The organism is Rhizobium sp. GN54, from assembly GCF_021026345.1.
GTDB lineage: Bacteria > Pseudomonadota > Alphaproteobacteria > Rhizobiales > Rhizobiaceae > Mycoplana.
This window is the reverse complement of sequence record NZ_JAJNCZ010000009.1, coordinates 1-17,338: the sequence shown is the minus strand read 5'-3', so window position 1 is coordinate 17,338 and position 17,338 is coordinate 1. Positions and strand designations below refer to the sequence as shown.

Genomic DNA, 17,338 nt, shown 5'->3' with positions numbered 1-17,338 from the left:
GAAAAGGTGCTTAGCATTTGCCTGGGCATGTGCAAAGTGGTAAACAAAAAAGACCAATTCTGGAATCGGGGAGGCTTCGCGATGGAGCAGATCGGCTTTCTGCCGCCGAGGGCGGCGGTGCTGTCGCGACGGCGCGAGATCGTCGCCGACCTGGCGGATCTCCTGCCCGAGGGCTGCCTCGTGCACGAGCCGCGCGAACTGGTCCCCTTCGAAACCGATGCCTTCGTCTCCTACCGCCGGGTGCCGCTGGCGGTCGCTCTGCCCGAGACGACGGCGCAGGTCGCAGCAGTGATGAAATACTGCCATCGCTACGCCATCCCCGTCGTTCCCCGCGGCGCCGGCACTTCGCTGTCCGGCGGCGCAATCCCGCAGGAGGACGCCGTCGTGCTCGGCCTCTCCAAGATGTCGCGCATCCTCGACGTCGACTATGCCAACCGCAGCGCCACCGTGCAGGCGGGCGTCACCAATCTTGCGATTTCGGATGCCGTCTCCGCCGACGGATACTTCTACGCACCCGATCCGAGCTCCCAGCTCGCCTGCACGATCGGCGGCAATATCGGCATGAACTCCGGCGGTGCCCATTGCCTCAAATACGGCGTGACGACGAACAACCTGCTGGGCGTCAAGCTGGTGCTCGTCGACGGCACGGTGGTCGAACTCGGCGGCAAGGCGCTCGACGCGCCGGGACTGGACCTGCTCGGCCTCGTCTGCGGCTCCGAGGGGCAGCTCGGCATCGTCACCGAGGCGACGGTGCGCCTGATCGCCAAGCCCGAAGGCGCCCGCCCGGTGCTGTTCGGCTTCGACAGTTCGGAGGAAGCCGGCGCCTGCGTCGCCGACATCATCGCAGCCGGCATCATCCCCGTCGCCATCGAATTCATGGACAGGCCGGCGATTACCATCTGCGAAGCCTTTGCCGGCGCCGGCTACCCGAGCGACGTCGAGGCGTTGCTGATCGTCGAGGTTGAGGGCTCCGAGGCCGAGATGGACGACATGCTGCATGCGATCATCGACATCGCCCGGCGCCACGGGGTGAAGGTGGTCAAGGAAAGCCAGTCGGCCACCCAGGCGGCGCTGATCTGGAAGGGCCGCAAGTCCGCCTTCGGCGCCACCGGCCGCATCGCCGACTATATCTGCATGGACGGCACCGTGCCGCTCAGCCAACTGCCGAACGTGCTGCGCGGCACCGCCGAGATCGTCGAGCGCCACGGCCTGCGCGTCGCCAACGTCTTCCACGCCGGCGACGGCAACATGCATCCGCTGATCCTCTTCAACGCCAACGATCCGGAGGATGCCGCCCGCGCCGAGGAGGCGGGCAACGAGATCCTCAAGCTCTGCGTCGATGCCGGCGGCTGCCTGACCGGCGAGCACGGGGTCGGCATCGAGAAGCGCGACCTGATGCGCCACCAGTATGCCGAGGCCGATCTCGCCCAGCAGATGGCGGTGCGCGCTGCCTTCGATCCGCAATGGATCCTGAACCCGTCCAAGGTCTTCCCGCTGGAAGGGCGACCGGCGGCATGAGCGTCATCCACGATCCTCTCTCCGAAGACGCCGCCGCGCGGATCGTCCTGTCCGCCGCGGCGGCCGGAAGCCCCTTGCAGATCCGCGGCGGCGGGACGCGCACGCTGGCCCAGGCCGGCGGCCGCGATATCCTGTCCTCGGCCAACCTCTCCGGCATCGTCGCCTACAATCCGGCCGAGATGACGATGACGGCCAAGGCCGGCACCCCGCTCGAGGACATCACGGCCGCGCTCGCAAGACACCGCCAGATGCTCGCCTTCGAGCCGCTCGACCTGCGCCCCGCGCTCGGCACCGGCGGCATCCCGACCATCGGCGGGGTCTTTGCCACCAACGCTTCCGGCCCCCGTCGCTTCGTCGCCGGCGCCGCCCGCGACAGCCTCCTCGGCGTCCGTTTCGTCAATGGCGCGGGCGGGATCGTCAAGGCGGGCGGACGGGTGATGAAGAACGTCACCGGTCTCGACCTTTCGAAGCTGCTCGCCGGCTCGCGCGGCACGCTCGCCTTCCTCACCGAGGTCACCTTCCGGCTGCTGCCGGTCCCGGAGGATGCGGCAACGATCGTCGTCTCCGGCCTGAACGACGCGGAGGCCGCAGCCGCCATGGCGACCGCCATGTCGATGACGGTCGAGGTCTCCGGTGCCGCTCACCTGCCCGAAAGCGTGCGCGGCCGCATCCTCGGCGGACGGCTGCCGGATGGCGCTGCGACCGTGCTTCGGCTCGAGGGGCTGGCGGCTTCGGTCTCGGCCCGTGCCGGGAAGCTTTCCTCTGTCATGGCGCCGTTCGGCGCGGTATCGATGCTGGACGCCGGCGCGACCGCGCAGCTCTGGCGCGAGATCCGAGACGTCCAGCCCTATGCCGACGGTACGGCGCGCCCGCTCTGGCGCGTCTCCGTTGCCCCGACCGTCGGCCATCAGCTCGTCGCCGCCCTGCGCCTGGAGACGGGCGTGGACGCCTATTACGACTGGCAGGGTGGCCTCGTCTGGCTGCGGATGGAGGCCGATCCGGAGGCCGAACTCGTCCGCCGCTACATCAAGGCGCTCGGTGGCGGGCACGCGACGCTGCTGCGCGCATCTGCCGCCGCCATGGCAGCAACGCCGGTGCTGCAGCCGCAGGCCGAGGCGATCGAGGCGCTGACCGCGCGGATCAAGGAGAAGTTCGACCCGGCCGGCCTGTTTCCGGCGGGGCGGTGAGGGGCGATGATGGCCTGGAACTTCTTCTCTTCTTCGGTGGACAGGAACCCCTTCCCAACTCCTCCCCACAAGGGGGAGGGGCTAGACTGCCGAACGGCCTCGGCAAACGGGTCGTCGGCGCCAGGCGCAACCTTGCTGCAGAACCTGGAGCGGTGCGGCACGGCAAGCCCCTTCCCCTTGTGGGGAGGGGTTGGGGAGGGGACTTTCCTTGCCGATCCCCACGATGCGACACAGACAGAGGGTTCGGCCTGATGCAGACCAATTTCACCGCCGAACAGCTCGCTGATCCGCATGTCGCGACGTCGGAGAAGATCCTGCGCAAATGCGTCCATTGCGGCTTCTGCACGGCCACCTGTCCGACCTATGTCACCCTCGGCAACGAGCTCGACAGTCCGCGCGGGCGCATCTACCTGATCAAGGACATGCTGGAGAACGGCCGTGCGGCCGACGAGCAGGTGGTCACCCACATCGACCGCTGCCTCTCCTGCCTCGCCTGCACGACCACCTGTCCGTCCGGCGTCGACTACATGCATCTGGTCGATCACGCGCGGGTGCATATCGAGAACACCTACCGGCGCCCGTTCCGGGAACGAATGATCCGCAACCTGCTGGCGGCGGTACTGCCTTATCCCGCGCGCTTCCGGCTGGCCCTGCATGCGGCCTCCCTCGGCCGGCCCTTCGCCGGGCTGCTGCGGAAGGTGAAGGGGCTCGAGCCCTTCGCCGCCATGCTGGACCTGGCGCCACGCCGCGTCCCCAAGCCCTCGTCAAGCGCCCGCCCGGCCACGCATCCGCCGACAGGCACCCGCCGCGGCCGCGTGGCGATCCTGTCCGGCTGCGCGCAGCCGGTGCTGGAGCCCGGGATCAACGAGGCGACGATCAGGCTCCTGACCCGCCTCGGCGTCGAGGTGGTCGCGCCGGCCGGCGAGGTCTGCTGCGGTTCGCTCGTCCACCACATGGGTCGTGAGGAGCAGGCGCTGCAATCGGCGCGCCGCAATGTCGACGTCTGGCTGCGCGAGGTCGACAACGGCGGGCTCGACGCCATCATCGTCACGGCGTCGGGCTGCGGCACAACCATCAAGGACTACGGCTTCATGCTGCGCCTCGATCCGGACTATGCGGAAAAGGCGGCGCGCGTGTCGGCGCTGGCGAAGGACGTCACGGAATATCTCGCCACCCTCGACCTGCCGCAGCAGGAGACGAAGCAGGTGACCGTAACCTATCATTCCGCCTGCTCGATGCAGCACGGCCAGAAGATCACGCAGCTGCCGAAGACGCTGCTGAAGACCGCCGGCTTCACCGTCCGCGATCCGGCCGAGGGCCACCTCTGCTGTGGCTCGGCCGGCACCTACAACATCATGCAGCCGGAGATCTCGGCGAAGCTGAAGGCGCGCAAGGTCAAGAACCTCGAAGCGACCAAGCCCGACGTGATCGCCACCGGCAACATCGGCTGCATCACCCAGATCGCCACGGGAACCGACGTGCCGATCCTGCACACGATCGAGCTTCTGGACTGGGCCTATGGCGGGGAGAAGCCGGCACTGCTCGCGTGAGCGGCATCGGGGTGCCGCCGGGGGATCGGAGCGCCTATCGTCCCTGGACGATCTTGACCAGCTTCGGCGTGAACTTGCCCCTCTTCATGTCGACGGCATCGGCATAGGTGAGTCGGCCAGACCGCATGGCTTCGACGGCCCGGGTGCACGCCAACCGGGCAGCATTCTTTTCCGTGCTGTCGATGATGACGGCGGCTGCGCGTTTCTGGCTGGTGGAAAAGCCCTTCGTACATTCGCTGACCGCGAGCTGCCGGGCCTTCGCGCTGCCCTGCAGCGTGGTCACGAGGGCCTCGTACTCCCTTTCGGTGGGCGCACAGCCCGCGAGGAGGCCGACGGAAAGCATGAGTGTCAGGATGCGGGTGCGATTCATGGCTCTATCTCCGATTGCACGGATCGTCCGTATCAACGGTGCGACCGACTTGCAATCAGGAGTGGCATGGCGCCAACACTTATTTTGCGACGCGTCCGCCGCGACCCGGCCCGTCAGATGACGAAGGCGGCACGGGTGCCGTCGACGACGAACTGCACGGCAAGGGCTGCGAGGATGACGCCGAGGAGCCGCGTCAGGATCGCCCGTCCGGTGACGCCGAGGTAGCGGTCGATCCTTTCGGCGACATAGAGCGTCGCGAACACGATGGCGACGCAGAGCGCGATGACGCCGATCAGGGCCACCCGTCCGACAGGCGAGGACATCGAGCCCGCCAGAAGCAGCGTCGCCGAAATGGCGCCGGGGCCCGCGATCAACGGCAGGGCCAGCGGAAAGACGGCGATGTTGCGGATGTGATCCTTGGTGACGGCCACCTCCGAGGTCTTCTTCTTCCGTTCCTGCCGGCGCTCGAACACCATCTCGAAGGCGATGAAGAAGAGGAGCAGGCCGCCCGCGATGCGGAAGGCGGCCATGGATATGCCGAGCACGCCGAGGATCCCGGCCCCGAACAGGGCGAAGGCCGCGAGGATGGCAAAGGCGATGATGGAGCCGCGGAACGCGACCTGGGTCCGCTCCGAGCGGTTCATGCCGACGGTGAGCCCCAGGAAGATCGGCGCAAGCCCGGGCGGGTCCAGCGTCACCAGCAAGGTCGCCATGGCATTGACGACCAGATTCCAATCGTACATGCGGCGATCCCCTGTGCCGGTTCATGCGCATTCTGGCGATGCGCTTTGCACCATTGTTAGGCGACAGACGCGGGGAAGGGAAGGGCGGGCGGCGGTCGCCGTTGAAAGCCGCCATCAAATTGCGGCAATTGGCGGATTTCTGGCAAAAGACTGTTCAAAACTTCCCGCAAAATTGGCGCAGTTCAAGCCGTTAGGCTATAAATTCCGCGACTGATTCCGAACAAAGATCGTGACAGACATTGACAGAGCAAACCACTCCCGGCGGCAAGACCCCTCCCGGCATTGAGCCGATTTCGATCATCGAGGAAATGCAGCGGTCCTATCTCGATTACGCGATGAGCGTGATCGTGAGCCGCGCGCTGCCCGATGTGCGCGACGGCATGAAGCCGGTGCACCGGCGCATCCTCTTCAGCATGGGCGAGATGGGGATCGACTGGAACAAGAAATACGTCAAGTGCGCGCGCGTCACCGGCGACGTGATGGGTAAGTACCACCCGCACGGCGACAGCGCGATCTACGACGCGCTGGCGCGCCTGGCGCAGGACTGGTCGCTGCGGCTGCCGCTGATCGACGGTCAGGGCAATTTCGGCTCCGTCGACGGCGATCCGCCGGCCGCCCAGCGCTACACGGAATGCCGCCTCGAGAAGGCCGCGCATTCGCTGCTGGACGATCTCGACAAGGAGACGGTCAACTTCCGCGACAACTACGACGGCACTATCCAGGAGCCGACGGTCCTTCCGGCCAAATTCCCGAACCTGCTCGTCAACGGCGCGGGCGGCATCGCCGTCGGCATGGCGACCAACATCCCGCCGCACAACCTGTCGGAAGTCATCAACGGCTGCGTGGCGCTGATCGACAATCCGGCGATCGAGCTGCCCGACCTGATGCAGATCATCCCGGGCCCCGACTTCCCGACCGGCGCCATGATCCTCGGCCGCGCCGGTATCCGCCAGGCCTACGAGACCGGCCGCGGCTCGGTCATCATGCGTGGCGTCGCCCGCGTCGAGCCGATGCGCGGCGACCGCGAGCAGATCATCATCACCGAGATCCCCTACCAGGTGAACAAGGCGTCGATGATCGAGAAGATGGCCGAACTGGTGCGCGAGAAGCGCATCGAGGGCATCTCGGACCTGCGCGACGAGTCCGACCGCGAGGGCTACCGCGTCGTCATCGAACTGAAGCGCGACGCCAATGCCGACGTGGTTCTGAACCAGCTTTACCGCTACACGCCGCTGCAGACCTCCTTCGGCTGCAACATGGTGGCGCTGAACGGCGGCAAGCCCGAGCAGATGGCGCTGCTCGACATGCTGCGCGCCTTCGTCTCCTTCCGCGAGGAGGTCGTCTCCCGCCGCACCAAGTACCTGCTGCGCAAGGCGCGCGACCGCGCCCACGTGCTGGTTGGCCTTGCGATCGCGGTCGCCAACATCGACGAGGTCATCAGCCTCATCCGCCGCGCACCCGATCCGCAGACGGCGCGCGAGCAGCTGATGGAGCGCCGGTGGCCGGCCAAGGACGTCGACGCGCTGATCCGCCTGATCGACGACCCGCGCCACCGCATCAACGACGACGGCACCTACAACCTCTCCGAGGAGCAGGCCCGCGCGATCCTCGAGTTGCGCCTCGCCCGCCTCACCGCACTCGGCCGCGACGAGATCGACGAGGAACTGAACAAGATCGGCGAGGAAATCCGCGACTATCTCGATATCCTCGGCTCGCGCCTGCGCATCCAGGCGATCGTCAAGGAAGAGATGATTGCGATCCGCGATGAGTTCGGCACGCCGCGCCGCACCGAGATCGCCGATTTCGGCCCGGACATGGACGACGAGGACCTGATTGCCCGCGAGGACATGGTGGTCACCGTTTCGCATGCCGGCTACGTCAAGCGCGTGCCGCTCGCGACCTATCGCGCCCAGCGCCGTGGCGGCAAGGGCCGCTCGGGCATGGCAACGCGCGACGAGGATTTCGTCACGCGGCTGTTCGTGGCCAACACGCATACGCCAGTGCTGTTCTTCTCCTCGCGCGGCATCGTCTACAAGGAGAAGGTCTGGCGCCTGCCGATCGGTACGCCGCAGTCCAAGGGCAAGGCGCTGATCAACATGCTGCCGATCGAGCCCGGCGAGCGGATCACCACCATCATGCCGCTGCCCGAGGACGAAAGCACCTGGGCGAACCTCGACGTGATGTTCTCGACCACGCGCGGCACCGTCCGGCGCAACAAGCTGTCCGACTTCGTCCAGGTCAACCGTAACGGCAAGATCGCAATGAAGCTGGAAGACGAGGGCGACGAGATCCTCTCTGTGGAAACCTGCACCGACCAGGACGACGTGCTGCTGACGACGGCGCTCGGCCAGTGCATCCGCTTCCCGGTCGACGACGTTCGCGTCTTCGCCGGCCGCAACTCGGTCGGCGTGCGCGGCATCTCGATGGGCCAGGGCGACCGCATCATCTCGATGACGATCGTCAGCCACGTCGACGCCGAACCCTGGGAGCGCGCCGCCTACCTGAAGCGCTCCGCCGCCGAGCGCCGGGCTGCCGGCGGCGAGGCCGAGGAGATCGCGCTGGTCGGCGAGGAGGTCACCGAGGAGGGGCAGCTTTCCGACGAGCGCTACGAGGAGCTGAAGACGCGCGAGCAGTTCGTGCTGACCGTCTCCGAGAAGGGCTTCGGCAAGCGGTCGTCCTCCTACGACTTCCGCACCTCCGGTCGCGGCGGCAAGGGCATCCGCGCCACCGACACCTCCAAGACCGCCGAGATCGGCGATCTGGTCGCAGCCTTCCCGGTCGACGACGGCGACCAGCTGATGCTGGTCTCGGACGGCGGCCAGCTGATCCGTGTGCCGGTCAACGGCATTCGCATCGCCAGCCGCGCCACCAAGGGCGTGACCATCTTCTCCACCGCCAAGGACGAGAAGGTCGTCTCGGTCGAGCGCATCAGCGAGCCGGACGGCGATGACGAACTCGACGGCAACGGCGTCGAGGGTGACGGCGTGGAAGGCAATGGTACGGAAGGGGTCGGGACGGCTCCGCCTTCGACCGACGGGGGCGAGACGCCCGAATAGGCACGACCGTCACCAGGCGGCAATGACTTGGCGATAGACAGGGGAAAGGCCGGCGCGGGGCGCCGGCCTTTCTTCATGCAGGTCGCTTGAGGGGAAAGCGCCTGCGAGGACGGCGGCAAGGGGAGGTGCGGCGGGGACGGGTTCCGGTGTTGCCTTCTTTCCGGAAACCGGCCTTGCGCCTTACACGTCGAAGCCGCCTGCTTTCCGTCGCATCGCCCTGATCGCGACCCGCTCCTGGCGCAGCGCCAGGATGGTCCGCGAAAAGTCGATGGTGAAGATCATGCTGATCAGGATGGCGAAGAACATCATCACGGCGGTCATGATCAAGCCTCCCGATGGGTGCGGATCCACTTGCCGCGCGGGCTGGCCGCGATGGAGCTCCGGCGCGCTTCGCGGCGGGTGGCCCGCATGCTGGCCGTGGTCAGGAGGACGAACATCGTCAGGCAGAGTAGTGCGAGTGCCATGGTGCTTTTCCTTTTCCTATCGGAAAACGCATTCCCTTGATTGAACTTGCAACCAGAACGCCGCTGCTTCGACATTTGTTCCCGATCACCTATATGGACATCGAAGCCATACGCGGCGGACCGGTCCTGCACGTCGCGTCGGTGGCATCGAGCCCGTCAGTTTGACGGGGACACCGGTGGCTTCGGCAGGCCGCTCTCTTGCTTATGGCTCTGCCGCATGACACAACGCGCCAAAACGGGAAAACGCCATGGCCGTCGCCTTCTATCCGGGTTCCTTCGACCCGATCACCAACGGGCACCTCGACGTGCTTGTGCAGGCGCTGAACATTGCGCCGAAGGTGGTGGTCGCGATCGGCATCCATCCCGGCAAGACGCCGCTGTTCTCCTTCGATGAGCGCGCCGACCTGATCCGGCAGGCGATCGCCGAGGCGCTGCCCGCGCGCGCTGCCGACGTCACCGTGGTCTCCTTCGACAAGCTGGTGGTCGATGCGGCGAGGTCCCATGCCGCGCACCTCCTGATCCGGGGCCTGCGCGACGGCACCGATCTCGACTACGAGATGCAGATGGCCGGCATGAACCAGCAGATGGCACCGGACGTCCAGACCGTATTCCTGCCTGCGGGGGTTGCATCGCGACCCATAACCGCCACATTGGTTCGTCAGATCGCGGGAATGGGCGGTGACGTCAGCGCCTTTGTTCCCAGGGTCGTCGATGCAGCGTTGAAGGCGCGCAGGCGCACCTGATCCATTTCAACGAAACGGAGTGACCATGAAACTCTTCAAGTACGCCCTTGCCGGCGCCCTCCTTCTTGCTACCGCCAGCGGCAGCGCCTGGGCCCAGGCGAAGGAATACCTGACGATCCAGCTGAAGGACGGCCCGGTCGTCGTCGAGTTGCGTCCGGATGTCGCGCCCAAGCATGTCGAGCGCCTCAAGGCGCTGGCGGAGAAGGGCGAATACGACAACGTCGCCTTCCACCGCGTCATCGACGGCTTCATGGCGCAGACCGGCGACGTCCAGTACGGCGACATGGAGCAGGGCTTCGACGCTTCGGCCGCCGGCACCGGCGGTTCTTCGGAGCCGAACCTGCCGGCCGAGTTCTCCGACGTGCCCTTCGTGCGCGGCACGGTCGGCATGGCGCGCGCCCAGGACCCCAATTCCGCCAATTCGCAGTTCTTCATCATGTTCGCCCCGGGCGATTTCCTGAACGGCCAGTACACGGTCGTCGGCCAGGTGGTCGAAGGCATGGAGAACGTCGACAAGATCAAGCGCGGCGACGATGCCAACAACGGCGCCGTCACCGAGCCCGACCGGATGATCAAGGTCACCGTCGGAAAGTAAGCCTTCCAAACCAAGGAGAAAGACCATGGCCGAGATCAAGGATCCGGAAAACACCATCATCATGGAGACCTCGAAGGGCAAGGTCGTCATCCAGCTTCTGCCGGATCTCGCCCCCGGCCACGTCGCCCGCATCAAGGAGCTGACGCGCGAGGGCGCCTATGACGGCGTCGTGTTCCACCGCGTCATCGAGGACTTCATGGCCCAGACCGGCGACGTCCAGTACGGCAAGACCGGCGGCAAGGACTTCAACCCCGCCCGTGCCGGCATGGGCGGCTCGGAAAAGCCGGACCTGAAGGCCGAATTCTCGAACATGAGCCACGTCCGCGGCACCTGCTCGATGGCCCGCAGCCAGATGCCGAATTCGGCCAACTCGCAGTTTTTCATCTGCTTCACCGACGCCCCCTGGCTGAACAAGCAGTATTCGGTCTGGGGCCAGGTCATCGACGGGATGGACAACATCGACAAGATCAAGCGTGGCGAGCCGGTGAAGGATCCCGACACCATCGTCTCGATGAAGGTCGCAGCCGACGCCTGATCGCTGCAACGTGCCGGAAACCCGCTCCGTTTGCGCGCAGGCGCCGGGGCGGGTTTCCCTTTTTCGCCGAAATGGTTTATCGCCACGACGAACCCGAAGATCCTAGTTCCGATGCGCATTGACCTGTTCGACTTCGAGCTCCCCGAGGAGCGGATCGCCCTACGCCCGGTGACCCCGCGCGAGGCGGCGCGGCTGCTCGTCGTCCGTCCCGGCGAAGCCCGGCCTTTCGAGGATCGCCATGTCGGCGACCTGCCGGACTTCCTGCAGGCGGGCGACGCCCTGGTCTTCAACGATACCCGCGTGATCCCGGCGCAGCTGGAAGGCATCCGCCATCGCGAAGGGGCAGGCGGCCAGCAGGTCTCCGCCACGCTGCACATGCGCATCGCCGCCGATCGCTGGAAAGCGTTTGCCCGCCCCGGCAAGCGGATCAAGGTCGGCGACCGCATCGCCTTCGGCCACGGCGGCAACGCCTGCCTGCTCGGCGCGCTCGATGCGATCGTGGAGGAGAAGGGCGAGGGCGGCGAGGTGACGTTGCGCTTCGATCTGTCCGGCCCCATCCTCGACGAGGCGATCGCCGCGGTCGGCCACATCCCGCTGCCGCCCTATATCGCCTCCAAGCGCGAGGACGACGCCGACGACCGCCGCGACTACCAGACGATCTATGCCCGCGAGGAGGGCGCCGTCGCCGCGCCCACGGCCGGCCTGCACTTCACCGAGGCGCTGTTCGAGGCGCTCGATCGCAAGGGCGTCGAGCGCCATTTCGTGACGCTGCATGTGGGGGCGGGGACGTTCCTGCCGGTCAAGGCCGACGATACCGACGACCACGTCATGCACCAGGAGATCGGTTATGTTTCGAGGCGGACGGCAGAGGCGCTGAACGCCGTGCGGGCACGCGGCGGTCGGATCGTCTGTGTCGGAACAACCTCGCTCCGTCTGCTCGAAAGTGCGGCGCGCGAGGACGGCACGATCGAGCCCTGGTCGGGCGCCACCGGCATCTTCATCACGCCGGGCTACCGGTTTCGCACCGCCGACGTGCTGATGACCAATTTCCATCTGCCGAAGTCGACGCTGTTCATGCTCGTCTCGGCCTTCAGCGGGCTGGAGACGATGCGGGCGGCCTATGCGCACGCCATCGAGACCGGCTATCGCTTCTACTCCTATGGCGACGCCAGCCTGCTCTTCCGGAAAGAACCATGACCGAACGCTTCGAATTCAAGCTGCTTGCGACCGACGGCAAGGCGCGGCGCGGCGAAGTCTCCATGCCGCGCGGGACGATCCGCACGCCGGCCTTCATGCCGGTCGGCACGGTCGGCACCGTCAAGGCGATGTATCTGGACCAGGTGCGCGACCTCGGCGCCGACATCATCCTCGGCAACACCTATCACCTGATGCTGCGCCCGGGCGCCGAACGCGTCGCCCGCCTCGGCGGCCTGCACGAACTGATCCGCTGGCCCTGGCCGATCCTGACCGATTCCGGCGGCTTCCAGGTGATGTCGCTCTCCGGCCTGCGCAAGCTCGACGAGCAGGGCGTGACCTTCAAGAGCCATGTCGACGGCTCGCTGCACCATATGTCGCCGGAGCGCTCGATCGAGATCCAGGGCCTGCTCGACAGCGACATCCAGATGCAGCTCGACGAATGCGTGCGCCTGCCCGCGGAACCGAAAGAGATCGAGCGGGCGATGGAGATGTCCTACCGCTGGGCCGAGCGCTGCAAGGTGGCCTTCGGCAATCAGCCGGGCAAGGCGATGTTCGGCATCGTCCAGGGCGGCGACATCGCGGAACTGCGCGTGCGCTCGGCGCAGGCGCTTTCCGGCCTCGACCTCAAGGGCTATGCGATCGGCGGCCTGGCGGTCGGCGAGCCGCAGGCGATCATGCTCGAAATGATCGACACCACCTGTCCGCACCTGCCGTACGAAAAGCCGCGCTACCTGATGGGCGTCGGCACGCCGGACGATATCCTGAAATCGGTGGCACACGGCATCGACATGTTTGACTGCGTGATGCCGACCCGCTCCGGCCGTCACGGCCTGGCCTTCACCCGCCACGGCCGCATCAACATCCGCAACGCCCGCCATGCCGAGGACATGCGCCCGCTCGACGAGCAATCGGCCTGCCCGGCGACCCGCGACTACTCGCGCGCCTATCTGCATCACCTCGTGCGCGCCAACGAATCGCTCGGCGGCATGCTTTTGACCTGGAGCAACCTCGCCTACTACCAGGAACTGATGGCCGGCATCCGCGCTGCGATCGAAGAGGGTCGCTACAGCGACTTCATGGCGGAGACGCAGGACGGCTGGGCGCGCGGCGAGGCGGAAGCGAAGAAGAACGCCTGACACCGATTATGCTACGAGTATTATTAAAAACAGTAGGATAATTGGATTTCCTGAAAAACAGGTTCGGGTATGAGGCCGCTCAGATGTCCGGCCCCGCCACCGAGCGCATCATGTGCACGCCGTTGATCCTGTAGCTGCCATCGGGCTGGCGCACGACCTGGTAGACGGCGGTCCAGTCCTTGCCGTCGCTGCCGCTGATTAGGACCTCCTGCAGGACGGTGTCGTCTGCGACCCTGCTGCGGCCGAAGGCGAAATTGCCGGGGCGATAGACGGGCGCATAACCGCGCTTGACCATGTCGAAGAAGGACGTCTCGTCGGGGAATTTTTGCCGGATGGCCGGGGAGGCGAAGGCATAGGCCGCAGCCGCATCGTCGGCAAGAAAAGCCTCGATCTGTGCAGCGATCACCTTCTGCACGGTCAGGACCGGATCGTCTGCCGTGGCCGGTCCTGCCGGCGGCAGCAGCAGCGTGCAGACTGCGAGGGCAGCCCGGACGATCTTCATGGCGCGCTCCGATCCCATCTGTGAAAGCTAGCGCACATCCTGAGATTTGGAAGAGGGCATAGGCAGGGCGGGAGGAGGGCTCCTGGCTAATAAATCCAGATATTTATGATTTAATATCAGTTATATCTGTAACAATTCTAATGCGACGCCTGAGATTCAGCGTGCCAGATTGCCGGCATGGTGGCGAACTGCCCGTTGCCGCTCGCACCCCGCTTCATTGGCCGTGCGCCATCTGCTGCCCGTGCGCTGCCACGATCGCATCCGCCTCCTTGCCGTAGACCTCCTCGAAATGGTCGAACGCCTTGGAGAAGTAGCCGATGCCCTGGGTGGCCGAGCGGAGCGAGCGGGCCAGGTCCTCGAGCATGCTGGCGGGAATGAGGGCGCGGAACGTGTCCCAACCCTTGGCTGCCTCGTCGCGGTCGAAGCCGAGCACCTGGCCCTTGAGCGCCGACACGATCTGCACCAGCCCGCCGGTATAGACCGAGGGGATGTGGATCTCGACGCGAGCTATCGGCTGCATCAGCACCGGCGCGGCCTGTGCCATGGCCTGCCGCGCCCCCATCTTGGCGGCGGTGCGGAAGGCATATTCTGAGCTGTCGACGGCATGATGCTGGCCGTCCGTCAGGGTCACGCCGACATCGATGACGCCGAAGCCGAGCGGTCCCTTGTCCATGGCCTCGCGCGCGCCGGCCTCGACGGCTGGGATGAAGTTGCGCGGCACCGCGCCGCCCTTGACGACCTCGGCAAAGGAAAAGCCGTCGCCGCGGCCGTTCGGATGGACGCTGAGCTTGACGTCGGCGAACTGGCCGGCGCCGCCCGTCTGCTTGCGGTGGCGATAGTGGACGTCTGACGGCCGCGAGATCGTCTCCCGATAGACCGGGCTCGGCGGCTGGTCCTCCACCACGATGTGGAAGACGTCGGAGAGCGTCCTTGCGACCTCGCGCAGATGCAGGAGGCCCTGGATGCTGATCAGGTAGGCGCCGGTGCCTTCCTCCTGCGACAGGCGCAGGCCGCGGTCTGTCTCGGCGATCTTGGCGAGCGCCGAGGACAGCTTGGTCTCGTCGCGTTCGTTGTTCGGAACGAGGATCCGCTCCAGCATGGGCGAGGGCGGCGCCGTCCAGTCCGGCGGCGGGAAGGCAGTGCCGACCGCGAGCAGGGCAGGGACGGGCAGGCGATCCGACTTGACCGAGGCGAACACCTCTCCCGGCGCAAGCTGGCCGTTGGCGACCGGGCGGGCGGCAATTGGATCCTGCAGCGTGCCGAGACCGCCTTCGCCGAGGGCCGCGGCCTGTTTGATTTCGCCGAGCGCGCGGCCCAGCACGGTCTTGCCGATGTTCTGGCGATGGAAGGCGTGGAAGGTCATGGCGGCAATGTCGGCACCGGCCGCCGCGGCGAGCCGGTCGCGCAGGGCTTCGACCGGCGGCGCCTCGTGGCGCAGCGCCTTCATCAGCCGCTGCATGCCGTTGCCGTGGCCGGCCGAGCCGATGAAGACGGGGGTGATGCGGTTTTCCTTCAGGATGCGGGTGGCGATGGAATAGAGGGCGGCGCCGTCCGGCTCGCGATCCTCGATCAGTTCCTCCAGCAGCCAGTCGTCGAACTCCGAAAGATGCTCGAGAAGCTCGGTGCGCGCCTCCTGTTCGCGCTCCGTGACGTCCTTCGGCAGGGCGACGAGATTGGATGGCTGGCCCTCGCGGTAGCGCCAGGCTCGCTCGGAAATGAGATCGACGCTGCCGACGATCGTCTCGCCCTCACGGATCGGCACCTGCCGGAGGACGAGCGTATGGCCGGCATAATCCTGGAGGGCCGCGATCACGTCGCGGATGCGGCCGCGCGGCTCGTCGATCCGGTTGACGAAGATGATGCAGGGCGTCCCGGACGCCTCGATGACCCTGAGATAGGGCGCGGCGAGAACGGCTTCCTCCGGCGCCGGCGAAACGCACAGGATGCAGGCGTCGCTGGCCAGCAGCGCGTTCTGCGCATGGGCGATGGCCTCGACCGAGCCCGGCGTATCGAGCGCGCACCAGGCTTCACCGCCGTATTCGAAGGTGCTTATGTTCAATCCGGACGGCGAGGCGGTCTTCTTGCCGCCGCCCTCCAGCGCGCCCAGTTTTTCGACGAGCGTCGATTTGCCCGCCTGCGACGGACCGACCACGGCAAAGCAGCGCATCGGCATTCCTCCCTCTGCCAGCATCGCAACTCTCTCCTTTCAACAGGATGACGCGAAGCGGACGGAAGCGCCAGAGAGGGGAACGCATTTTCTTTCAAGGCCCAAGCCGTGCCCGGTCGCAATGCTGTCTTCGGCAGCCTAGGCAGCCGGCGGCATCAGGCGGCGCGCGAGCCGTACCGTTTCACGGCCGCCGCCTCGCCGACGGCCACGCCGAGGAGGATGGCCACCGCGGTCAGATGGATCAGAAAATTGGTGGTGTTCGACACCAGCAGATAGGTGGCGCCGAGCAGGGCGATGCCGGCGATATGGGCGTAGGGGACGATGCGCGACGAAGCCGCCCGCATCCAGCCGAGGCCGGCGAGATAGAGGGCAGGGCCGCCGAGAAGCGCCAGGGCGCTGCTGGCCGAACCGCTCTCTAACGGGTGGGTGAGGCTGAAATCCTCACCGACGGCGGTCAGGATGATACCGGCGATGATCGGCAGGTGGCCATAGGTGAAGAGATGCTGGGCGGTTTCCTGCGGCCTGCTCGTCCGTTCCGCCTTCTCGGCCGCCTTCTCCTGGCCGTGGTGGAAGTAGAGCCACCACATCAGCACGGTGGTGAGAAAGGCCAGCACGAGGACCGGCATCGTAGCCGCATTTTCGAGATGCGCCGAGGCGTTCTTGCCTGTCGTCAGGATCGTCTCGCCGAGCGCGATGATGACGAAGAGCGCACAGCGTTCGGCCAGATGCTCGCCATCGACATTGAGCGCCTCGGGCGGCGACGCGCCGATCGACGGCAGCCAGTAGCGCACCACCGGGCCGACATATTCGACGGCGAGCGCGGCCACCCAGAAGAGCACGCGCAGATGCGGCTCCGACAGGCCGCCGGCAACCCACAGCGCACCGGATACCACAAGCCAGGCGGTGATACGCAGGAACGTCGTGAATGCGGCGCGATCGCCGTTGCGGAACGCGTAGAGGGCAAGGAGCGAACGGCTGAGTTGCATCGCACAGTAGGCGAGGGCGAAGACGAGCCCCATGTCGGTGAACGCCTTCGGAAGCGCGATCGCCAGCACGATCCCGAGGAACATCAGTACGAACAGAAAGATCCTGACCGGCACGATCTCGGAATCGAGCAGATTGGTCACCCAGGTCGTATGGATCCACACCCACCAGAGCGCCAGGATGAACAGCACGGCCTCGCTCGCAATGCCGAAGGTGAAATCCTCCACCAGCGTCTCCGACAGCTGGATCAGCGCGAAGACGAAGACGAGATCGAAAAAGAGTTCGGGAAAACTCGCGCTCGAAGCCTCCGCATCGTCCTTGCGCAGCCAATACCGCCTGTCGTCCGCCATGAAGCCTCCCGCTCGCCGACAACATGCTATCCTGTCCGGCGCCGGGAGCGAAAGAGTTCGATCACCTGCAGCGGTTCATCGAACGATGGCGCCCAAGCTGGCGATCCATCTCGCCGATCGGCGAGGGGCGATCGCGTATGGAAATCATTGGCATGTCGCACGTCAAACTTGCGCCCACCCGGTAACGCAAGATGTGGCGGCCATGTTGAAATGTCCGTAGTTGTGCAAAGTCGAAATGTCA

The 17,338-nt window shown here is 66.2% G+C and carries 16 protein-coding genes; 9 read left to right on the top strand and 7 right to left on the bottom strand.

The features are described 5' to 3' along the window. Nucleotides 1-81: 81 nt before the first annotated feature. The 3 genes from LQK81_RS20470 (at nucleotide 82) to glcF (ending at nucleotide 4,255) form a co-directional block, all read left to right on the top strand. On the top strand, nucleotides 82-1,518 hold the full coding sequence (locus LQK81_RS20470) for an FAD-linked oxidase C-terminal domain-containing protein (protein WP_230808241.1): 1,437 nt from the start codon (nucleotides 82-84) through the stop codon (nucleotides 1,516-1,518). Next, a complete protein-coding gene (locus LQK81_RS20465) occupies nucleotides 1,515-2,705 on the top strand; it encodes an FAD-binding protein (RefSeq protein ID WP_230808240.1) in 1,191 nt (396 codons plus the stop codon). Before LQK81_RS20470 ends, LQK81_RS20465 begins: the two co-directional genes overlap by 4 nt. 251 nt (nucleotides 2,706-2,956) lie before the next feature. Then, nucleotides 2,957-4,255, top strand: a complete 1,299-nt coding sequence (gene glcF / locus LQK81_RS20460; protein WP_230808239.1) for a glycolate oxidase subunit GlcF — start codon at nucleotides 2,957-2,959, stop codon at nucleotides 4,253-4,255. Nucleotides 4,256-4,289: 34 nt separating this feature from the next. Here the strand turns inward: glcF and LQK81_RS20455 are convergent, their stop codons facing one another. Together LQK81_RS20455 and LQK81_RS20450 are read right to left on the bottom strand one after the other, a co-directional pair. Continuing rightward, the gene (locus tag LQK81_RS20455) at nucleotides 4,290-4,625 is read right to left on the bottom strand and encodes a hypothetical protein (protein WP_230808238.1); all 336 of its coding nucleotides are present in this window, start codon (nucleotides 4,623-4,625) and stop codon (nucleotides 4,290-4,292) included. A 113-nt stretch (nucleotides 4,626-4,738) separates the two neighbouring features. Next, on the bottom strand, nucleotides 4,739-5,368 hold the full coding sequence (locus tag LQK81_RS20450; RefSeq protein WP_230808237.1) for a MarC family protein: 630 nt from the start codon (nucleotides 5,366-5,368) through the stop codon (nucleotides 4,739-4,741). Nucleotides 5,369-5,607: 239 nt separating this feature from the next. Between LQK81_RS20450 and gyrA the strand changes: the two genes are divergently transcribed. Further along, entirely contained in the window at nucleotides 5,608-8,424 is a 2,817-nt protein-coding gene (gene gyrA, locus LQK81_RS20445) for a DNA gyrase subunit A (protein ID WP_230808236.1), read from the top strand. A gap of 180 nt (nucleotides 8,425-8,604) precedes the next feature. Here the strand turns inward: gyrA and LQK81_RS20440 are convergent, their stop codons facing one another. Both LQK81_RS20440 and LQK81_RS20435 read right to left on the bottom strand, forming a co-directional pair. Continuing rightward, complete coding sequence (locus tag LQK81_RS20440; RefSeq protein WP_230808235.1) at nucleotides 8,605-8,745, bottom strand: hypothetical protein; 141 nt, start codon at nucleotides 8,743-8,745, stop codon at nucleotides 8,605-8,607. Between the two features lie 2 nt (nucleotides 8,746-8,747). After that, the gene (locus LQK81_RS20435; RefSeq protein ID WP_230808234.1) at nucleotides 8,748-8,888 is read right to left on the bottom strand and encodes a hypothetical protein; all 141 of its coding nucleotides are present in this window, start codon (nucleotides 8,886-8,888) and stop codon (nucleotides 8,748-8,750) included. Between the two features lie 248 nt (nucleotides 8,889-9,136). On the opposite strand from LQK81_RS20435, the gene coaD reads away from it, so the two are divergent. From coaD to tgt, 5 genes are all read left to right on the top strand, one after another. Next, the gene (gene coaD / locus LQK81_RS20430; protein ID WP_230808233.1) at nucleotides 9,137-9,631 is read left to right on the top strand and encodes a pantetheine-phosphate adenylyltransferase; all 495 of its coding nucleotides are present in this window, start codon (nucleotides 9,137-9,139) and stop codon (nucleotides 9,629-9,631) included. 25 nt (nucleotides 9,632-9,656) lie between these two features. Beyond that, a complete protein-coding gene (locus LQK81_RS20425) occupies nucleotides 9,657-10,226 on the top strand; it encodes a peptidylprolyl isomerase (RefSeq protein WP_230808232.1) in 570 nt (189 codons plus the stop codon). Between the two features lie 25 nt (nucleotides 10,227-10,251). After that, nucleotides 10,252-10,761 carry a peptidylprolyl isomerase gene (locus LQK81_RS20420; RefSeq protein ID WP_230808231.1) on the top strand — a complete coding sequence of 170 codons (510 nt, stop codon included), beginning with the start codon at nucleotides 10,252-10,254 and terminating at the stop codon, nucleotides 10,759-10,761. 111 nt (nucleotides 10,762-10,872) lie between these two features. Next, nucleotides 10,873-11,958 carry a tRNA preQ1(34) S-adenosylmethionine ribosyltransferase-isomerase QueA gene (gene queA / locus LQK81_RS20415; protein ID WP_230808230.1) on the top strand — a complete coding sequence of 362 codons (1,086 nt, stop codon included), beginning with the start codon at nucleotides 10,873-10,875 and terminating at the stop codon, nucleotides 11,956-11,958. Continuing rightward, nucleotides 11,955-13,094: a tRNA guanosine(34) transglycosylase Tgt gene (tgt, locus tag LQK81_RS20410; protein ID WP_230808229.1), complete on the top strand. Its 1,140-nt coding sequence runs from the start codon at nucleotides 11,955-11,957 to the stop codon at nucleotides 13,092-13,094. Before queA ends, tgt begins: the two co-directional genes overlap by 4 nt. Before the next feature lie 79 nt (nucleotides 13,095-13,173). Here tgt and LQK81_RS20405 read toward each other — a convergent pair whose 3' ends face one another. The 3 genes from LQK81_RS20405 to LQK81_RS20395 all read right to left on the bottom strand — a co-directional run bounded on the left by LQK81_RS20405 (nucleotide 13,174) and on the right by LQK81_RS20395 (nucleotide 17,097). Then, nucleotides 13,174-13,596 (bottom strand): DUF4864 domain-containing protein, encoded by a 423-nt coding sequence (locus LQK81_RS20405; RefSeq protein ID WP_230808228.1) that lies wholly within the window; start codon nucleotides 13,594-13,596, stop codon nucleotides 13,174-13,176. 214 nt (nucleotides 13,597-13,810) lie between these two features. Continuing rightward, nucleotides 13,811-15,763: an elongation factor G gene (locus LQK81_RS20400; RefSeq protein ID WP_230808383.1), complete on the bottom strand. Its 1,953-nt coding sequence runs from the start codon at nucleotides 15,761-15,763 to the stop codon at nucleotides 13,811-13,813. A gap of 155 nt (nucleotides 15,764-15,918) precedes the next feature. Continuing rightward, complete coding sequence (locus tag LQK81_RS20395) at nucleotides 15,919-17,097, bottom strand: low temperature requirement protein A (protein WP_230808227.1); 1,179 nt, start codon at nucleotides 17,095-17,097, stop codon at nucleotides 15,919-15,921. Nucleotides 17,098-17,338 lie beyond the last annotated feature (241 nt).